Below are 14,076 nucleotides of genomic sequence, written 5' to 3' on the forward strand. Positions count from 1 at the left end.
GCATATACTTTCCGGAAACCTACAGGTCAATCCGTGAAAATCCGCGATTCCGGACACACTTTTTGACCCTTAACCCGCCGTTTACCTCAATGATTGGTAATCCGTATGGCTGTAGCAACTTTGTCTGAACGGTGGAATACTGGGGGTATGGCACACAACGACTCCGTTATTCAGAAACTTTCCACCGAAGAATCCCTTGAGCTGCTGGCTACGCAGACTTTTGGGCGCCTGGTTGTTCGTCGTAAAGATGACATGGATCTTTTCCCGCTGAACTACGTCGTTCATGAGGGGAGCATTTACTTCCGCACTGCCGAGGGGTCGAAGCTCTTTACTGTTTCTCTGAACCACGATGTTCTTTTTGAGGCCGACTTTGTTGACAAGGATGCTCAGAAGGCCTGGTCGGTCGTCGTTAAGGGTGACGCAGAGGTTCTCACCTCCCGTGCGGATATTAACGCTGCAGATGAGCTACCGCTGAAGCCCTGGCTGCCGACGTTGAAGTACAACTACGTGCGCATTACCCCGAACGATGTTTCGGGTCGCCATTTCCACCTCGGGGAGGAGCCGAATCGCTACGAAGTGTAGCGGCGGCATATGGCGCTTTTGCTTGACGACGGTGGGGGCTCCGTCGTAAAGCAAAGCTTGTAGCGTTAAAAGGCAGCTTTTAGTTACTGAGCACCGCCGTTAGCTGTTTTTTTAAAAAATTGTTGGGTTAAATTACCCAAAAGCGCCCTAAGTGAGATTCAACGCGTTACAGTCGCAAATGTGACGTGCACCATAGAATCGACCGATGGGGTGCCAGCGCAGCCCGATGTGCGCAGGCAGTCCCCACGTATGCAGAAGATCGTAGATGAAGCGCGCGCGATGCTGCGCGAATCGGGCTGGAGTGCTATCAGCATGCGCCGCCTAGCGGCGCGGCTCGATGTGAAGGCGCCATCGCTGTACAAGCACATCAGCGGCAAAGAAGAGCTCCTTCAGCTGCTGCTGACCGAGAGCCTCGAGAATCTGGGCAAGCGTATTCACGCTGCCATTGATGAGGAATGCACTTCGGCGTCTCTGCTGCAGGCGTACCGCCAGGCAGTTCTCGACGATCCGCATGGTTACCGGCTGATGAGTCGCACTAATTTCGTGAATGTCGTCTCGCCTTCGTCGTTGGATGCCTGGATTCGTGATGCATTCATTAAGGTTGCCGGCGATGAGCCTAAGGGGTTGGCCATGTGGGCGTTCGCCCATGGTTTGGTAACCGCCGAGCTTGTCCAGGATGGTTCACCTGCGCTGGAATCCAGCGCTGAAGCCGGTGCGGCAGACAGCTTGGCTGCAGTTGGAGCTATTTGGGACGCTGGCGCGGAGGCCTTCTCTTAAGGGTTTGATCTTAAGAGGTTTCTCTTAAGGGGTTTGCTGCTCTGTCCGGGACGCTAGATCGGTGGCCCGGGGCAGTAGCCTAGCGCCACCAGGAATCGGCCGGTCCGGGCGGGACGGCTCGCTTGTGCCGGGAAATGGAGTAGAGGTGCTCGATTCGCGCGGCATCCTCATCTGAGACAGCCTTGCCTTCGAGGTAGTCGTCGATGGCGGTATAGGTCACCCCGAGCGCAACTTCGTCGGGAAGCGCAGGTCGATCTTCTTCCAGGTCGGCCGTCGGCACCTTCTCCCACGTACTGGCTGGTGCGCCGAGGTGGCGGAGTAAGGCCGCGCCCTGGCGCTTGCTCAGCCCCTGCAGCGGGACGAGGTCGCAGGCGCCGTCGCCGTGCTTGGTGTAGAAGCCGGTGACCGCCTCCGCGGCGTGATCTGTGCCGATGACCAAAGCGCCGTCAACACCCGCCACTGCGTACTGGGCAATCATTCGCATGCGGGCCTTAATATTTCCCTTGTTGAAGTCGCTGATAGCGCTGCCGGCCAGGGCATCGGTGACCTGGGTGGTTATCGCGGCAGTGGCCGGTGCGATATCGATAGTTAGCCTTTGGTCAGGCTGAATGAATTGCAGTGCCACCTGTGCGTCGTCCTCATCGGCCTGGACGCCGTGGGGGAGGCGAATGGCAATGAAAGTGGCATCCTCACCGCCGTCGCGAAGCTTTTCGACGGCCAACTGCGCTAGACGCCCGGCCAGCGTGGAGTCTTGGCCGCCAGAAATTCCGAGCACGAATCCCTTGGCGTGCGCGGTGCGGAAATAATCGCAGAGAAAATCGACTCGGCGGCTGATTTCCTCGGCGGCATTGATGGTGGGCTGGACGTGGAGGTCGTTAATAATCTCCGACTGGAGGGGATGCGGGAAATCCTGTGTGCCTACTGGTGTCATGAGCCTCACTCTACCGCTAGTTCCGGACGGGAAAAGGGATGATTTTCCTGCCAGAAGAGTGCCAAAACTCTCATCTTTATCGAGTAAGTGCTGTTCGAATAGGGGGTCTTTGCCTGGACGGTGGCAAGATTTCCAGCGTGAGTACAACCGAACAGAATAAGACTGGACCGAACCGGGAAACCACCACAACTCGGTCGATAGCCGTGGCTATCATCGCCGCTCTGGGCGGCCTCCTCTTTGGTTACGACACCGGTGTCATCTCGGGCGCGCTGCTGTATATCCAGCGCTCTTTTGAGCTGACTCCAGGACAGGAGTCCACTGTCACCGCCATGCTCTTGGTCGGTGCGGCTATCGGCGCGTTCCTGGGCGGTCGCGTAGCGGACTCCCTGGGGCGCCGTGGCACCATCCTGCTCGGAGCGGTCGGCTTCATCATCGGCAGTATCTGGTGCGCTTTCGCTACCAGTGCGTTTTCGCTGGGTGCTGCGCGTACTTTGCTCGGCGTCTGTATCGGTGGTGTTTCCATCGTCGTACCGATGTACATCTCCGAAATGGCACCACCGCATGTGCGTGGACGCCTGGTCAGCCTGAACTCGCTGATGATCGTGATTGGTCAGCTGGTGGCGTTCCTCACCAACTCGGCCCTAGCCTCCTCCGGTAACTGGCGACTCATGCTTGGATTCGGTGCCGTCCCCGGCATCGTGCTGCTCATCGGCATGCTGGTTCTGCCGGACACACCGGCTTACCTCGTCCGTCGAGGACAGGAGGGCAAGGCGCTGGCCGTGCTGCGTCAGATGCAGGGAGATGAGGCGACGTTGGCTGAGGTTGCCGTTGGTGAGGCGTCGTCAAGCGCCGATCAGCGTGCAGCAGAGCGTCTGGCCGTGAAAACCCCGTGGGTGCGACGCACCGTCATCATTGCGATGCTGATTGGCGTGACGCAGCAGGTCACGGGTGCGAACGCGATTATGTATTTCGCGCCGACGATGATGAACAAGGTTGGCTTGTCGACGGAAAGCTCTGTCTATACCTCCATCATCATCGGTATCGCCTCGGTGATCTCGTGTGCAATCGGTATGAGCATTATTGACCGCGTTGGTCGCCGGCGAATGCTGATTATCGGTTTGGTGGGCTGTGCAAGCTCGCTGCTCGTGCTGGCGCCCGTCTATGGTCTGTCGAGTAACTCTTCGACGGGTGCCATGATGTCGCTTCTTCTGATGACTGTATTTATCGTGTTTCAGCAGGCGGCTGTGTCGGTGGCGACCTGGCTCCTGATTTCCGAGATTGTCCCGACAGAAGCCCGCGGCCTGGGCATGGGGTTGGCAGGGCTCGCGCTCTGGGGTGCGAACTGGTTTGTGGCGCAGGCATTTCTCCCGATGGTGGATGCTGTCGGTGGTGCGTGGTCGTTCTTCTTCTTTGCCATCACGGGCGCGATTGCGCTGGTATTCACCATCAAGGCGGTGCCGGAGACTTCGGGCAAGACACTTGCCGAGGTCCGCGAGTACATGATTGCCGCTGTCAAATAGAGAAGCGGAGGCAGTTGCAACGTGGGGAGTCGCAATCTTGGGGTTGACCGTCAAAGGACATGTTTCCCCCGGATTTTTGGAGTTATTCCGCTTATTAGGTAGTATGGCAACTCGTGTCGTAACGCATACTCTTTGATATTTCTTCGGATTATCAGGAAGGGTGCGTTGCCAGGCAGTCACTGGGGTGATTGTCCGGGGAGAGTGCAGTGTGCACATTCCCGTTTCGGAGCCGAGTAGAAAGGAGCGCCCGAATGAAGGTCCGCAAGTCCCTTCGGTCGCTGAAGAACAAGCCGGGCGCTCAGGTCGTGCGCCGTCGTGGCAAGGTCTACGTGATCAACAAGAAGGAGCCGCGCTTCAAGGCCCGCCAGGGCTAAGCCTTATTTAGGCTAGCGCGAAGCAAATAGCTTCCTCATTTATTGCCAAAACCGCAATCTGAAGTCGCAGTTTTACTGTGGCTAAAGGTTGCGGTTTTTGGTTTTTAGGGAGGGGAGGTTCAGGCGGTTACTGCGTTTATGGCTGGCGGCGGTGGGGCGATGGAAGTTACTGACTACGTTTATGACAGAAATGGCTCGAAAAATGGCTTGAAAGTGTCATAAACTTACACAGTTTCACATGTGCAGCCCGTGTTCACATGTGCAGCCCGTGATTTTTTGAGATCGCTGCTGAGTCCGAAGTTGGGCAGGGGAGGGACAGGGAAGGGGAGGGGCGGTGCGGCGCCTGGTATTGGTGTGATTGGCCTCGAGCCGTCTTGCAGTAATTGGTTTAACCAAAATGCGCCGATAGTTGTTTTTCTACGATTTTCTAGAATTTTTAGCGTGAAATTACAAGGTTGTGGTGCGTCTGTGTACAACATCTTGTGCGCCAGAGATCTCCGAACAGGGAATACCATGGTTGTGAGTACTACATCTAGTATGACTAGAGTTTTCTAGGCACCAAGTGTAGTGTTTTCGATGTCGAGCCAAGGATAGCTAAAAGGATCTGTCGGCCACCCGTACTCGGTTTCTCATGGACCTCCGGGAGCTTTCAGTCATTCAATCAATCCGCTGATTCCTCGGCCGCTTCCGTTGTTTGTACGAAGTCGATCCGATTCATTGGTCTTACCCAAAGCCAGAAAGTTTGTGAGAGTCATGGTTACCGTTTACAGCAAGCCTGCATGTGTCCAGTGCCGCGCTACCACTCGCGCCCTCGATAAGGCTGGAATTGCCTACGATATCGTCGACATCACCATGGATGATGAGGCTCGGGATTACGTCATGGCTCTCGGTCATCTCCAGGCGCCGGTCGTTGACACTGGCACTGAGACCTGGTCGGGTTTCCGCCCGGACCGCATCAAGGCTCTCCAGGCAGCTTAAGAATCACACACCTCCCCGCAGATTTCGTTGACCACCCGGGAAACGAAGATTGCGGGGGTTTTGCGATGTAAAGGGTGAAGCTCTCATGCTGGTGGTGTATTTCTCCTCGGCGACGGGGAATACACACAAGTTTGTTGAAAAGCTAGATATCAAAAATGCCCGCATTCCCATCCGTCGTAATGAGCCGGAGCTTATCGTCGATGAGCCCTACGTCCTCATTTGCCCGACTTATGGTGGCGGCGCTTCCATCAGCGGCGGTAACTCAAGGCCAGTTCCTCCGCAGGTCATCAAATTTCTTAATAATGAGCACAACCGCTCTTTCATCCGAGGTGTGATTGCTGCCGGCAATCTCAACTTCGGTGAGGACTTCTGTAAAGCAGGGGATGTCATCTCCTACAAGTGCAAGGTTCCATATCTATATCGCTTCGAGCTGATGGGAACCGACCATGATGTGCAGCGAGTCCGAGAAGGGCTAGAGGAGTTCTTCCACGGTAAAGCCAGCGCTTAAGTTGGCTAGCCTCAGTGTCGAGGGAAGGGGCACTGGGACAACCGAATGGGTGCGCTCGCGGAAGCCGTCGTAAAGCGGTGCGCGAGGAAAATAGCTAGATTGGATTGCTCTGGGCAGTGATTGAACAGACCCTGCGCAGGCAAATGAATATTAAAGGAGTCAACGTGTCGGAAATGGGCAAGCAGGTCGCGGAGCCGGTGGGCGAGGACAAGCTGGATTACCACGCGCTCAATGCGCTGCTGAATCTGTACGGTGAAGACGGCAAGATTCAGTTCGATAAGGACCGCATGGCTGCGCGACAGTTCTTCTTGCAGCATGTCAATCAGAACACTGTGTTCTTCCATAACTTGCGGGAGAAGCTCGATTACCTGGTAGAGAACCATTACTACGAGGCTGAGGTTCTGGAGAAGTACGAATTTGAGGACGTCAAGGCACTGTTCAAGCAGGCCTACGCCCACAAGTTCCGTTTTCAGACTTTCCTGGGTGCTTACAAGTACTACACCTCGTACACGCTGAAGACTTTCGACGGCAAGCGTTACTTGGAGCGCTACGAAGACCGTGTGTGCATGGTTGCACTCACGCTTGCCGACGGCGACTTGGGGCTCGCGCAGCACCTGGTTGATGAGATCATCGCCGGACGTTTCCAGCCCGCTACTCCTACATTCCTCAACTCCGGTAAGGCCCAGCGCGGCGAGCCGGTGAGCTGCTTCCTGCTGCGTATCGAGGACAACATGGAGTCCATTGGCCGCGCCATCAACTCCTCGCTGCAGCTGTCCAAGCGCGGCGGTGGTGTTGCGCTGCTGCTGAGCAATCTGCGTGAACAGGGCGCTCCGATTAAGCACATCGAGAATCAGTCTTCCGGTGTCATCCCGGTTATGAAGCTGCTGGAGGACTCTTTCTCCTACGCTAACCAGCTGGGTGCTCGCCAGGGTGCAGGCGCTGTCTACCTGCACGCGCACCACCCGGACATCATGCGCTTCCTGGATACCAAGCGTGAGAACGCGGACGAGAAGATTCGCATCAAGTCGCTGTCGCTCGGCGTTGTCATTCCGGACATCACGTTCGAGCTGGCCAAGCGTAACGACGACATGTACCTCTTCAGCCCGTACGATGTCGAGCGTGTCTACGGTAAGCCGTTCGCGGACATTAGCATCACCGAGAATTACGCGGATATGGTCGAGGACCCGCGTATTCGTAAGCAGAAGATCAACGCGCGTCAGTTCTTCCAGACCATCGCTGAGATTCAGTTTGAGTCCGGCTACCCGTACATCATGTTCGAGGACACGGTTAACCGCGCGAACCCGATTGAGGGCCGCATTAACATGTCGAACCTCTGCTCGGAGATTCTGCAGGTCAACACCCCGTCGACCTACAATGCGGACCTGTCCTACGAGCACGTGGGTGAGGACATTTCCTGTAACCTCGGTTCGCTGAATATTGCGATGACCATGGACTCGCCGGACTTTGGTCGCACTGTCGAGACTGCCATCCGTGGCCTGACTGCGGTCAGTGAGCAGACTTCTATTGACTCGGTGCCATCGATTCGCAAGGGTAACGACGGATCCCATGCGATCGGCCTGGGGCAGATGAACCTGCACGGCTACCTTGGCCGCGAGAAGATTATGTACGGCTCGGAAGAGGGGCTGGACTTCACCAACGCCTACTTTGCAGCAGTGCTCTACGCAGTCCTGCGCGCATCCAACAAGATTGCTCGCGAGCGCGGTCAGAAGTTCGTCAACTTTGAGAACTCTGACTACGCCAGCGGCAAGTACTTCGATAACTTCGATCCGGCAGAGTTCCAGCCGAAGACTCAGCACGTCAAGGAGATTTTCGCGAACTCCACCGCGCACATTCCGGACGCTGAGGACTGGGCGCAACTGAAGGCCGACGTCATGGAGTACGGCCTGTTCAACCGCAACCTGCAGGCAGTGCCGCCGACCGGTTCGATTTCCTACATCAACAACTCGACTTCGTCGATTCACCCGATTGCATCTCAGATTGAGATCCGCAAGGAGGGCAAGATTGGTCGCGTTTACTACCCGGCTCCGCACTTGGACAATGACAACCGTGAGTACTTCCAGGATGCCTACGAAATCGGCTACGAGAAGATCATTGACACTTACGCGGTCGCTACCAAGTATGTTGACCAGGGACTGTCGCTGACCTTGTTCTTCAAGGACACGGTGAGCACTCGTGACCTCAACCGTGCGCAGATTTACGCATGGCGCAAGGGTATTAAGACTCTGTACTACATCCGCCTGCGTCAGGTTGCGCTGGAGGGTACTGAGGTCGAGGGTTGCGTATCCTGCATGCTTTAAGCAAGCGTGCTTGAGGGCTAGGCATCTAATGCTTCCGCTGTAGCGCATTGAAGGCGCGAGAATTTCCCCGAATTTTGTCGGGAGATTCTCGCGCTTTTTCGTCACTCCACCCAATTGGGAACAAATGTAAATATCACTATTGACGGTTGTAATGCAGGTAATTAACCTGGGCAGTGGTACACCAATGTTCGCATAATTTTCACCCACGGCTAGTGGGGGAAGGGGCTGGAAGCCATGTCCGATACCACTGGTAAGAGCACTCCACACATCAACCCAAAGGGTGCGCCGATTGCAGAAACCATTTTGTTGCCCGGTGACCCGCTGCGTGCCAAGTTCATTGCGGAGACCTATTTGGATGATGTCGTTCAGTTCAACGAAGTTCGCAACATGTTGGGCTTTACCGGCACCTACCAGGGGCAGGAAGTTTCCGTCATGGGATCCGGTATGGGCATTCCGTCTATCTCGCTGTACTCCTGGGAACTTATCCATGTTTTCGGCTGCAAGAAGCTGATTCGCGTCGGTTCCTGCGGCGCGTTGCAGCCGGAGCTGGACCTGTATGACGTGGTTATCGGCCAGACGGCGTCGACGGACTCCAATTTTCTATCGCAGTACAACTTGCCGGGGACATTCGCCCCGTCCGCATCTTTCCGTCTGATCGAAGATGTTCGCGATCGCGCCCGTGAGCAGGGCATCACTACGCACGTCGGCAACATCTTGTCCAGCGATATTTTCTACAACTTCCAGGATGATGTGAACGACCGTTGGGCACGCATGGGTGTGCTGGCGGTGGAGATGGAATCAGCTGGCCTTTATGCCACTGCCGCCGAGGCCGGTGTGGAGGCCATGGGAATCTTCACTGTGTCGGACAACATCGTCACCGGTGGAAAGACCACTCCGGAAGAGCGTGAGAAGGCCTTCACGACGATGATGGAGCTGGCATTGCCGCTGGCTCGACTCTAATGTCCTGGTCCGCAATCAATTGGCTTGAAGTGTGAAATAGGTACAGTGCGATGAGCAATCCCGCCAGCAATACCAGCTTGAACCTGAATACCCGTGAAAGCGCAGCATCCAAGGCTGCCGCGCCAAACCCTAAGGCCGCAGTCCCGGTCTTGCTGTTTTCCTTTGTATTCTGTTTGGTCTTGGACAATGGCTTTAAGTTCATGACCAAGCCGATTGCGGAATCTCTGGACCTCAGTGTCTCCACGGCCAGTCTGCAGGCGACACTCGCCGGTATCTTGATTGGCATTGGAGCGGTGGTGTACGCCGCATTGGCGGACAGCATCAGTATCCGCAAATTGATGATTGTCGGTATCGGCTTTGTCGCCGTGGGCTCTCTACTGGGTTATTTCTTCCAGGGAGTATGGCCAATCGTGCTTACTGCCCGCATTATTCAAACTGCCGGCCTGGCGGCGGCTGAGACACTCTACGTCATCTATGTCACCAAGTACCTAAGCCCAGAAGATCAGAAAACCTACCTCGGCTTTTCCACCGCGGCCTTCCAAGCTGCGCTGCTGATTGGAACGTTGACCTCGGGAATCGTGGCTACCTACATTTCCTGGCCAGCTATGTTCCTGATTTCGCTCATTCTGATAGTTGCCATTCCGTTCCTGATCAAGACAGTTCCGGAAGAGCAGCAGCAGAAGAGTCACCTGGATATCTTTGGCCTGTTCCTCATCGCGGCCATCGCCACTGCGGTGATGCTGTTCATGCAGCAGTTCCAATGGTGGTGGCTGGTGGCCGCTGCGCTGGGTGTCGCGCTCTTTGTCTGGCATATCCGGGCGCACGACAACGCCGTGGTCAGCCCGTCGTTCTTTACCAATGCTCGCTACGTTTGCGCGCTGATTGTTGTGCTCGTGGTTTACATGGTCCAGTTGGGGTATTCGGCCATTCTGTTGCCGTATATGGTCGACGAGCTCTATGGCATCAACCTCGACGGTGCTGCCTATATCCTCGCGCCGGGCTACCTCTGCGCTGTCATCGTCGGTGTAATGTCTGGCAAGGTTGCCAAGTTCCTGCCCTCGAAGCAGGCCATTGTCGCGGCTATCAGCATCATCATCGTGGCGTTGCTCATCCCCGCAGTGCTGCCGGGGGCCGGTGTTGCCACGGTTATCGTCTCCATGATTCTGTTCCCATCAGGGTTCGCGCTCATGTATGCGCCGTTGGTCGCGACCGCACTGCAGAACATTCCTGCCGCCAAGTCCGGTGTTGCAATCGGTTTCTACAATCTGACGATCAACATTGCCGTACCGGTTGGCATCGCGTTAACGGCCATGCTTGTTGATTCTCGACCGGCCTTCTTCAGCACCCTCTCCATCGCGCAGTCTGAAGCAGAAGGGGTCTCCGCTACCATCGCTTGGTTGCTCGCGCTCATGGCTGTCGTAGGTTTGCTGGTGTACGTCATCTCCGACCGCATCATCAACGACACGGCGGAAAACCGAGAGAAGGTTCACGCCTAGGTTCGCGCAACATCTTGCGCTTGGTGCTTGACGACGGACATTGCGTCGTCAAGCACCTTGTTCTTTGTGTGACGTGGGGTTAGGGGAGGGGCACCGGGAACAAGACTCGGCAAGTGGGGCGATTTCTTCTAGGCCGCGTGCTTAATAATGCGGGTGTGGGTAAGCTGCTAAGGGTAGTGGCTCCTTTCATCGGGAGCCTGACGTTTTGTAGTGGGACAAGGCTGGAATAGCCACCGCTGCAGTCGCTGTTTGAACTCGTAAAGAGTGAAGGACGTTCCTTATATATAAGGTGTGTTCGAAAAACGGCAATATCAATGAAAAAGGGAGAGGTTTCCACGTGAGTTTCGATGATTGCCCACCCTCGACTCCGGCCCACCGTGAGAAGAATCCAGAGTCGCGTGCATGCCCAGTTGCGGCTATTGACTGGAACACGATTCCTGATGATAAGGATCTCGAGGTTTGGGATCGTCTGACCGGTAACTTCTGGTTGCCGGAAAAGGTGCCGCTGTCGAATGACATCAAGAGCTGGAATACGCTCAACGCACTGGAGCAGCGCACCACGATGCGCGTGTTCACTGGTCTGACCATGCTGGACACCATCCAGGGCACGGTAGGTGCAGTATCACTCATTCCAGATGCGCTGACTCCGCACGAGGAAGCTGTGTACACCAATATCGCCTTCATGGAATCGGTGCACGCAAAGAGCTACTCGTCGATTTTCCAGACGCTGGCGTCGACTCCTGAGATTCAGGATGCGTTCCGTTGGGGCGAGGAGAATGAGTACCTGCAGAAGAAGGCCAAGATTATCCTCGACTACTACGAGGGCGATAATCCGCAGAAGAAGAAGGTTGCTTCCACTTTGCTGGAGTCCTTCCTGTTCTACTCGGGCTTCTACCTGCCGATGTACTGGTCCAGCCACGCCAAGCTGACCAACACCGCGGACATTATTCGCCTAATCATTCGTGATGAGGCAGTTCACGGTTACTACATCGGTTACAAGTACCAGCGCAACCTGGAGCGTCTGACCCAGGCCGAACGTGACGAGCTGAAGGATTACACCTTCGACCTCATGTTTGATCTCTACGACAACGAGATTCAGTACACCGAAGAGATGTACGACGAACTCGGTTGGACCGAGGATGTCAAGCGTTTCTTGCGTTACAACGGCAACAAGGCTCTGAACAACTTGGGCTATGAGGGTATGTTCCCGGCCGACGAGACTCGCGTTTCGCCGTCGATCCTGTCGGCCCTGTCGCCGAATGCTGACGAAAACCACGACTTCTTCTCGGGTTCCGGCTCTTCCTACGTCATGGGTAAGGCTGAAGTAACCGAGGATGAGGACTGGGACTTCTAAAAGCACAGGTGTAGGGAACATTCCGCATCGAGCCTCACTCTGGTGACAGCACACACACGGGGGTAGTAGTCCTAGCCTCGACGGTTCCTGCTAAATAGGCGTTAGCCCAGGTTAAGACAATTCTCAGGAAACTAATAGTGTGCTTAGCTGAGTGGGGAAGTGAGCCGGAAAATCCCTTAGCCTTAACTTTTTCCAAGGTTCAGACTAGAATCTGGCACATAGCGGTAGGTGGGTTCGCCGTCGCGTACTCGCCTGCACTATTCTCACAAGGACAAAACTTAAAATCCCTGTAGTGAGTTACAGGAAATCTTCGCGTAGTAAGGAGGAAGAATGACTGCAGTAGCGCCTCGTCCAGATCATGGCGTTGTAGCGCCGGAACGGCCGCAGCCGTTCGGACATGAGCGTAAGGGCAGCTGGGCGTGGGAAATGCTGACCACGACCGACCACAAGAAGCTGGGCATCATGTACATCATTATGTCCTTCTCGTTCTTCTTTGTCGGCGGTCTGATGGCTCTGCTTATCCGTGCTGAGCTCTTCGCCCCAGGACTTCAGTTCCTTTCTAACGAGCAGTTCAACCAGATGTTCACCATGCACGGCACGGTGATGCTGCTTCTGTTCGGTACCCCGATTGTTTGGGGTTTTGCTAACTACATTCTGCCACTTCAGATTGGTGCTCCGGACGTGGCTTTCCCGCGTCTGAACGCTTTCGGCTTCTGGCTGACCACCATTGGTGGCATTCTGATGCTGTCGGGCTTCCTGACCCCGGGTGGTGCTGCTGACTTCGGTTGGACCATGTACTCCCCGCTGTCTGACCCGATTCACTCTCCGGGTGTCGGTTCTGACCTGTGGATTGTCGGTGTCGGTGTTGGTGGTGTCGGTACCATCGCTTCCGCCATTAACATGACCACCACTGTCCTGTGCCTCCGTGCACCAGGCATGACCATGTTCCGTATGCCAATCTTCACCTGGAACATCCTGGTTACCTCGATCCTGGCTCTGCTGATCTTCCCGATTCTGACTGCAGCTGCTCTTGGTGTTTTGTACGACCGTAAGCTGGGCGGTCACATTTACGACCCGGCAAACGGTGGCGCAATGCTGTGGCAGCACCTGTTCTGGTTCTTCGGTCACCCAGAGGTCTACGTCCTGCTGTTGCCGTTCGTGGGCATCATCACCGAGGTCGTTCCGGTCTTTTCCCGTAAGCCGCTGTTCGGCTACGCAGGTATGGTCTTCGCAACCCTGTCTATTGCAGGTCTGTCCATGGCTGTGTGGGCACACCACATGTTCGTGACCGGTGGCGTTCTGCTTCCGTTCTTCTCGTTCATGACCTTCCTGATTTCGGTCCCGACCGGTGTTAAGTTCATCAACTGGATGGGCACCATGTGGCGTGGCCACATGACCTTCGAGGCTCCGATGACTTTCGCTCTCGGCTTCATCGTGACCTTCCTGTTCGGTGGTTTGACCGGTATTATGCTGGCTTCCCCACCGCTGGACTTCCACGTCTCTGATACTTACTTCGTCGTGGCGCACTTCCACTACACCCTGTTCGGTACCCTGGTCTTCGCTTCCTACTCGGGCGTTTACTTCTGGTTCCCGAAGATGACTGGTCGTATGCTCGACGAGAAGCTGGCAAAGGTTCACTTCTGGCTGACCTTCATCGGCTTCAACCTGACCTTCCTGGTCCAGCACTGGCTGGGTAACGAGGGTATGCCGCGTCGTTACGCCGACTACCTCGAGACTGACGGTTTCACCACCCTGAACATGATCTCCACCGTTGGTGCGTTCATCCTGGGTCTGTCTGTTATCCCGTTTGTCTGGAACGTCTTCAAGTCCTGGCGCTACGGTGAGGTCGTCACTGTTGATGACCCGTGGGGTTACGGTAACTCCCTCGAGTGGGCTACTTCTTGCCCGCCGCCGCGCCACAACTTCACCTCGATGCCGCGCATCCGCTCGGAGCGCCCGGCGTTCGAGCTGCACTACCCGCACATGGTTGAGCGTCAGCGCGCAGAGGCCCACGTTGGTCGTCAGCTCTAAGAGCTAGTGGCTACATGGCTGATGCAACTCTGAGTTAATAACTACGCGAAGCTAAGGCCCCATCACGGTTCTCCGTGATGGGGCCTTAGTCTTGTCTTTGAGAGTCTTTCCTAGGGAAGAGGCAGTAAGAGAGCGCAGGGAGAGCAGGGGGGCAGGGAGCGCCAGAAGGGCAAGAGAGCAGGGTGATGGCTAGCGCCTGTCACTGGCCACCCACTGAAGTGCGGAATCCCACTATGCGATGAGCACT

General features: G+C 55.7%; 12 protein-coding genes. 11 read left to right on the forward strand and 1 reads right to left on the reverse strand.

Annotated features, from left to right (window positions below; translation table 11 throughout):
- Window positions 1–147 precede the first annotated feature (147 nt).
- Both QP981_RS09400 and QP981_RS09405 read left to right on the forward strand, forming a co-directional pair.
- Window positions 148–582, forward strand: coding sequence for a pyridoxamine 5'-phosphate oxidase family protein (locus QP981_RS09400; protein WP_284857914.1), 435 nt, complete (start codon window positions 148–150; stop codon window positions 580–582).
- A 180-nt stretch (window positions 583–762) separates the two neighbouring features.
- Entirely contained in the window at window positions 763–1,359 is a 597-nt protein-coding gene (locus QP981_RS09405; RefSeq protein ID WP_284857913.1) for a TetR/AcrR family transcriptional regulator, read from the forward strand.
- A 79-nt stretch (window positions 1,360–1,438) separates the two neighbouring features.
- Here the strand turns inward: QP981_RS09405 and nadE are convergent, their stop codons facing one another.
- The gene (gene nadE / locus QP981_RS09410; protein ID WP_016422247.1) at window positions 1,439–2,290 is read right to left on the reverse strand and encodes an NAD(+) synthase; all 852 of its coding nucleotides are present in this window, start codon (window positions 2,288–2,290) and stop codon (window positions 1,439–1,441) included.
- Window positions 2,291–2,328: 38 nt separating this feature from the next.
- On the opposite strand from nadE, the gene QP981_RS09415 reads away from it, so the two are divergent.
- The 9 genes from QP981_RS09415 (at window position 2,329) to ctaD (ending at window position 13,829) form a co-directional block, all read left to right on the forward strand.
- Window positions 2,329–3,810: a sugar porter family MFS transporter gene (locus QP981_RS09415; protein WP_284857912.1), complete on the forward strand. Its 1,482-nt coding sequence runs from the start codon at window positions 2,329–2,331 to the stop codon at window positions 3,808–3,810.
- 251 nt (window positions 3,811–4,061) lie between these two features.
- Window positions 4,062–4,184 (forward strand): type B 50S ribosomal protein L36, encoded by a 123-nt coding sequence (gene ykgO / locus QP981_RS09420; RefSeq protein WP_005511141.1) that lies wholly within the window; start codon window positions 4,062–4,064, stop codon window positions 4,182–4,184.
- A gap of 753 nt (window positions 4,185–4,937) precedes the next feature.
- On the forward strand, window positions 4,938–5,162 hold the full coding sequence (gene nrdH, locus QP981_RS09425) for a glutaredoxin-like protein NrdH (RefSeq protein ID WP_005511161.1): 225 nt from the start codon (window positions 4,938–4,940) through the stop codon (window positions 5,160–5,162).
- Window positions 5,163–5,247: 85 nt separating this feature from the next.
- On the forward strand, window positions 5,248–5,670 hold the full coding sequence (gene nrdI / locus QP981_RS09430) for a class Ib ribonucleoside-diphosphate reductase assembly flavoprotein NrdI (RefSeq protein ID WP_070643297.1): 423 nt from the start codon (window positions 5,248–5,250) through the stop codon (window positions 5,668–5,670).
- 173 nt (window positions 5,671–5,843) lie between these two features.
- Window positions 5,844–7,988 carry a class 1b ribonucleoside-diphosphate reductase subunit alpha gene (nrdE, locus tag QP981_RS09435; RefSeq protein ID WP_284857916.1) on the forward strand — a complete coding sequence of 715 codons (2,145 nt, stop codon included), beginning with the start codon at window positions 5,844–5,846 and terminating at the stop codon, window positions 7,986–7,988.
- 234 nt (window positions 7,989–8,222) lie between these two features.
- The gene (gene deoD / locus QP981_RS09440; RefSeq protein WP_038627983.1) at window positions 8,223–8,948 is read left to right on the forward strand and encodes a purine-nucleoside phosphorylase; all 726 of its coding nucleotides are present in this window, start codon (window positions 8,223–8,225) and stop codon (window positions 8,946–8,948) included.
- A 50-nt stretch (window positions 8,949–8,998) separates the two neighbouring features.
- Window positions 8,999–10,444, forward strand: coding sequence for an MFS transporter (locus QP981_RS09445; RefSeq protein WP_284870007.1), 1,446 nt, complete (start codon window positions 8,999–9,001; stop codon window positions 10,442–10,444).
- 337 nt (window positions 10,445–10,781) lie between these two features.
- Window positions 10,782–11,798: a class 1b ribonucleoside-diphosphate reductase subunit beta gene (gene nrdF, locus QP981_RS09450; protein WP_016422253.1), complete on the forward strand. Its 1,017-nt coding sequence runs from the start codon at window positions 10,782–10,784 to the stop codon at window positions 11,796–11,798.
- A gap of 330 nt (window positions 11,799–12,128) precedes the next feature.
- Window positions 12,129–13,829, forward strand: coding sequence for an aa3-type cytochrome oxidase subunit I (gene ctaD, locus QP981_RS09455; RefSeq protein ID WP_005511131.1), 1,701 nt, complete (start codon window positions 12,129–12,131; stop codon window positions 13,827–13,829).
- Window positions 13,830–14,076 lie beyond the last annotated feature (247 nt).

The sequence above is a fragment of the Corynebacterium sp. MSK047 genome, from assembly GCF_030232285.1.
Taxonomy (GTDB): Bacteria; Actinomycetota; Actinomycetes; order Mycobacteriales; family Mycobacteriaceae; genus Corynebacterium; species Corynebacterium jeikeium_D.

Excerpts from the sequence above, each read along its gene's own strand:
- QP981_RS09415 (WP_284857912.1), top strand. The coding sequence starts at position 2,329 with ATGATTTTCCTGCCAGAAGAGTGCCAAAACTCTCATCTTTATCGAGTA.
- QP981_RS09400 (WP_284857914.1), top strand. The coding sequence starts at position 148 with ATGGCACACAACGACTCCGTTATTCAGAAACTTTCCACCGAAGAATCC.
- QP981_RS09445 (WP_284870007.1), top strand. The coding sequence starts at position 8,999 with ATGAGCAATCCCGCCAGCAATACCAGCTTGAACCTGAATACCCGTGAA.
- nrdH (WP_005511161.1), top strand. The coding sequence starts at position 4,938 with ATGGTTACCGTTTACAGCAAGCCTGCATGTGTCCAGTGCCGCGCTACC.
- ykgO (WP_005511141.1), top strand. The coding sequence starts at position 4,062 with ATGAAGGTCCGCAAGTCCCTTCGGTCGCTGAAGAACAAGCCGGGCGCT.
- nrdI (WP_070643297.1), top strand. The coding sequence starts at position 5,248 with ATGCTGGTGGTGTATTTCTCCTCGGCGACGGGGAATACACACAAGTTT.
- ctaD (WP_005511131.1), top strand. The coding sequence starts at position 12,129 with ATGACTGCAGTAGCGCCTCGTCCAGATCATGGCGTTGTAGCGCCGGAA.
- nrdE (WP_284857916.1), top strand. The coding sequence starts at position 5,844 with ATGGGCAAGCAGGTCGCGGAGCCGGTGGGCGAGGACAAGCTGGATTAC.
- deoD (WP_038627983.1), top strand. The coding sequence starts at position 8,223 with ATGTCCGATACCACTGGTAAGAGCACTCCACACATCAACCCAAAGGGT.
- nadE (WP_016422247.1), bottom strand. The coding sequence starts at position 2,290 with ATGACACCAGTAGGCACACAGGATTTCCCGCATCCCCTCCAGTCGGAG.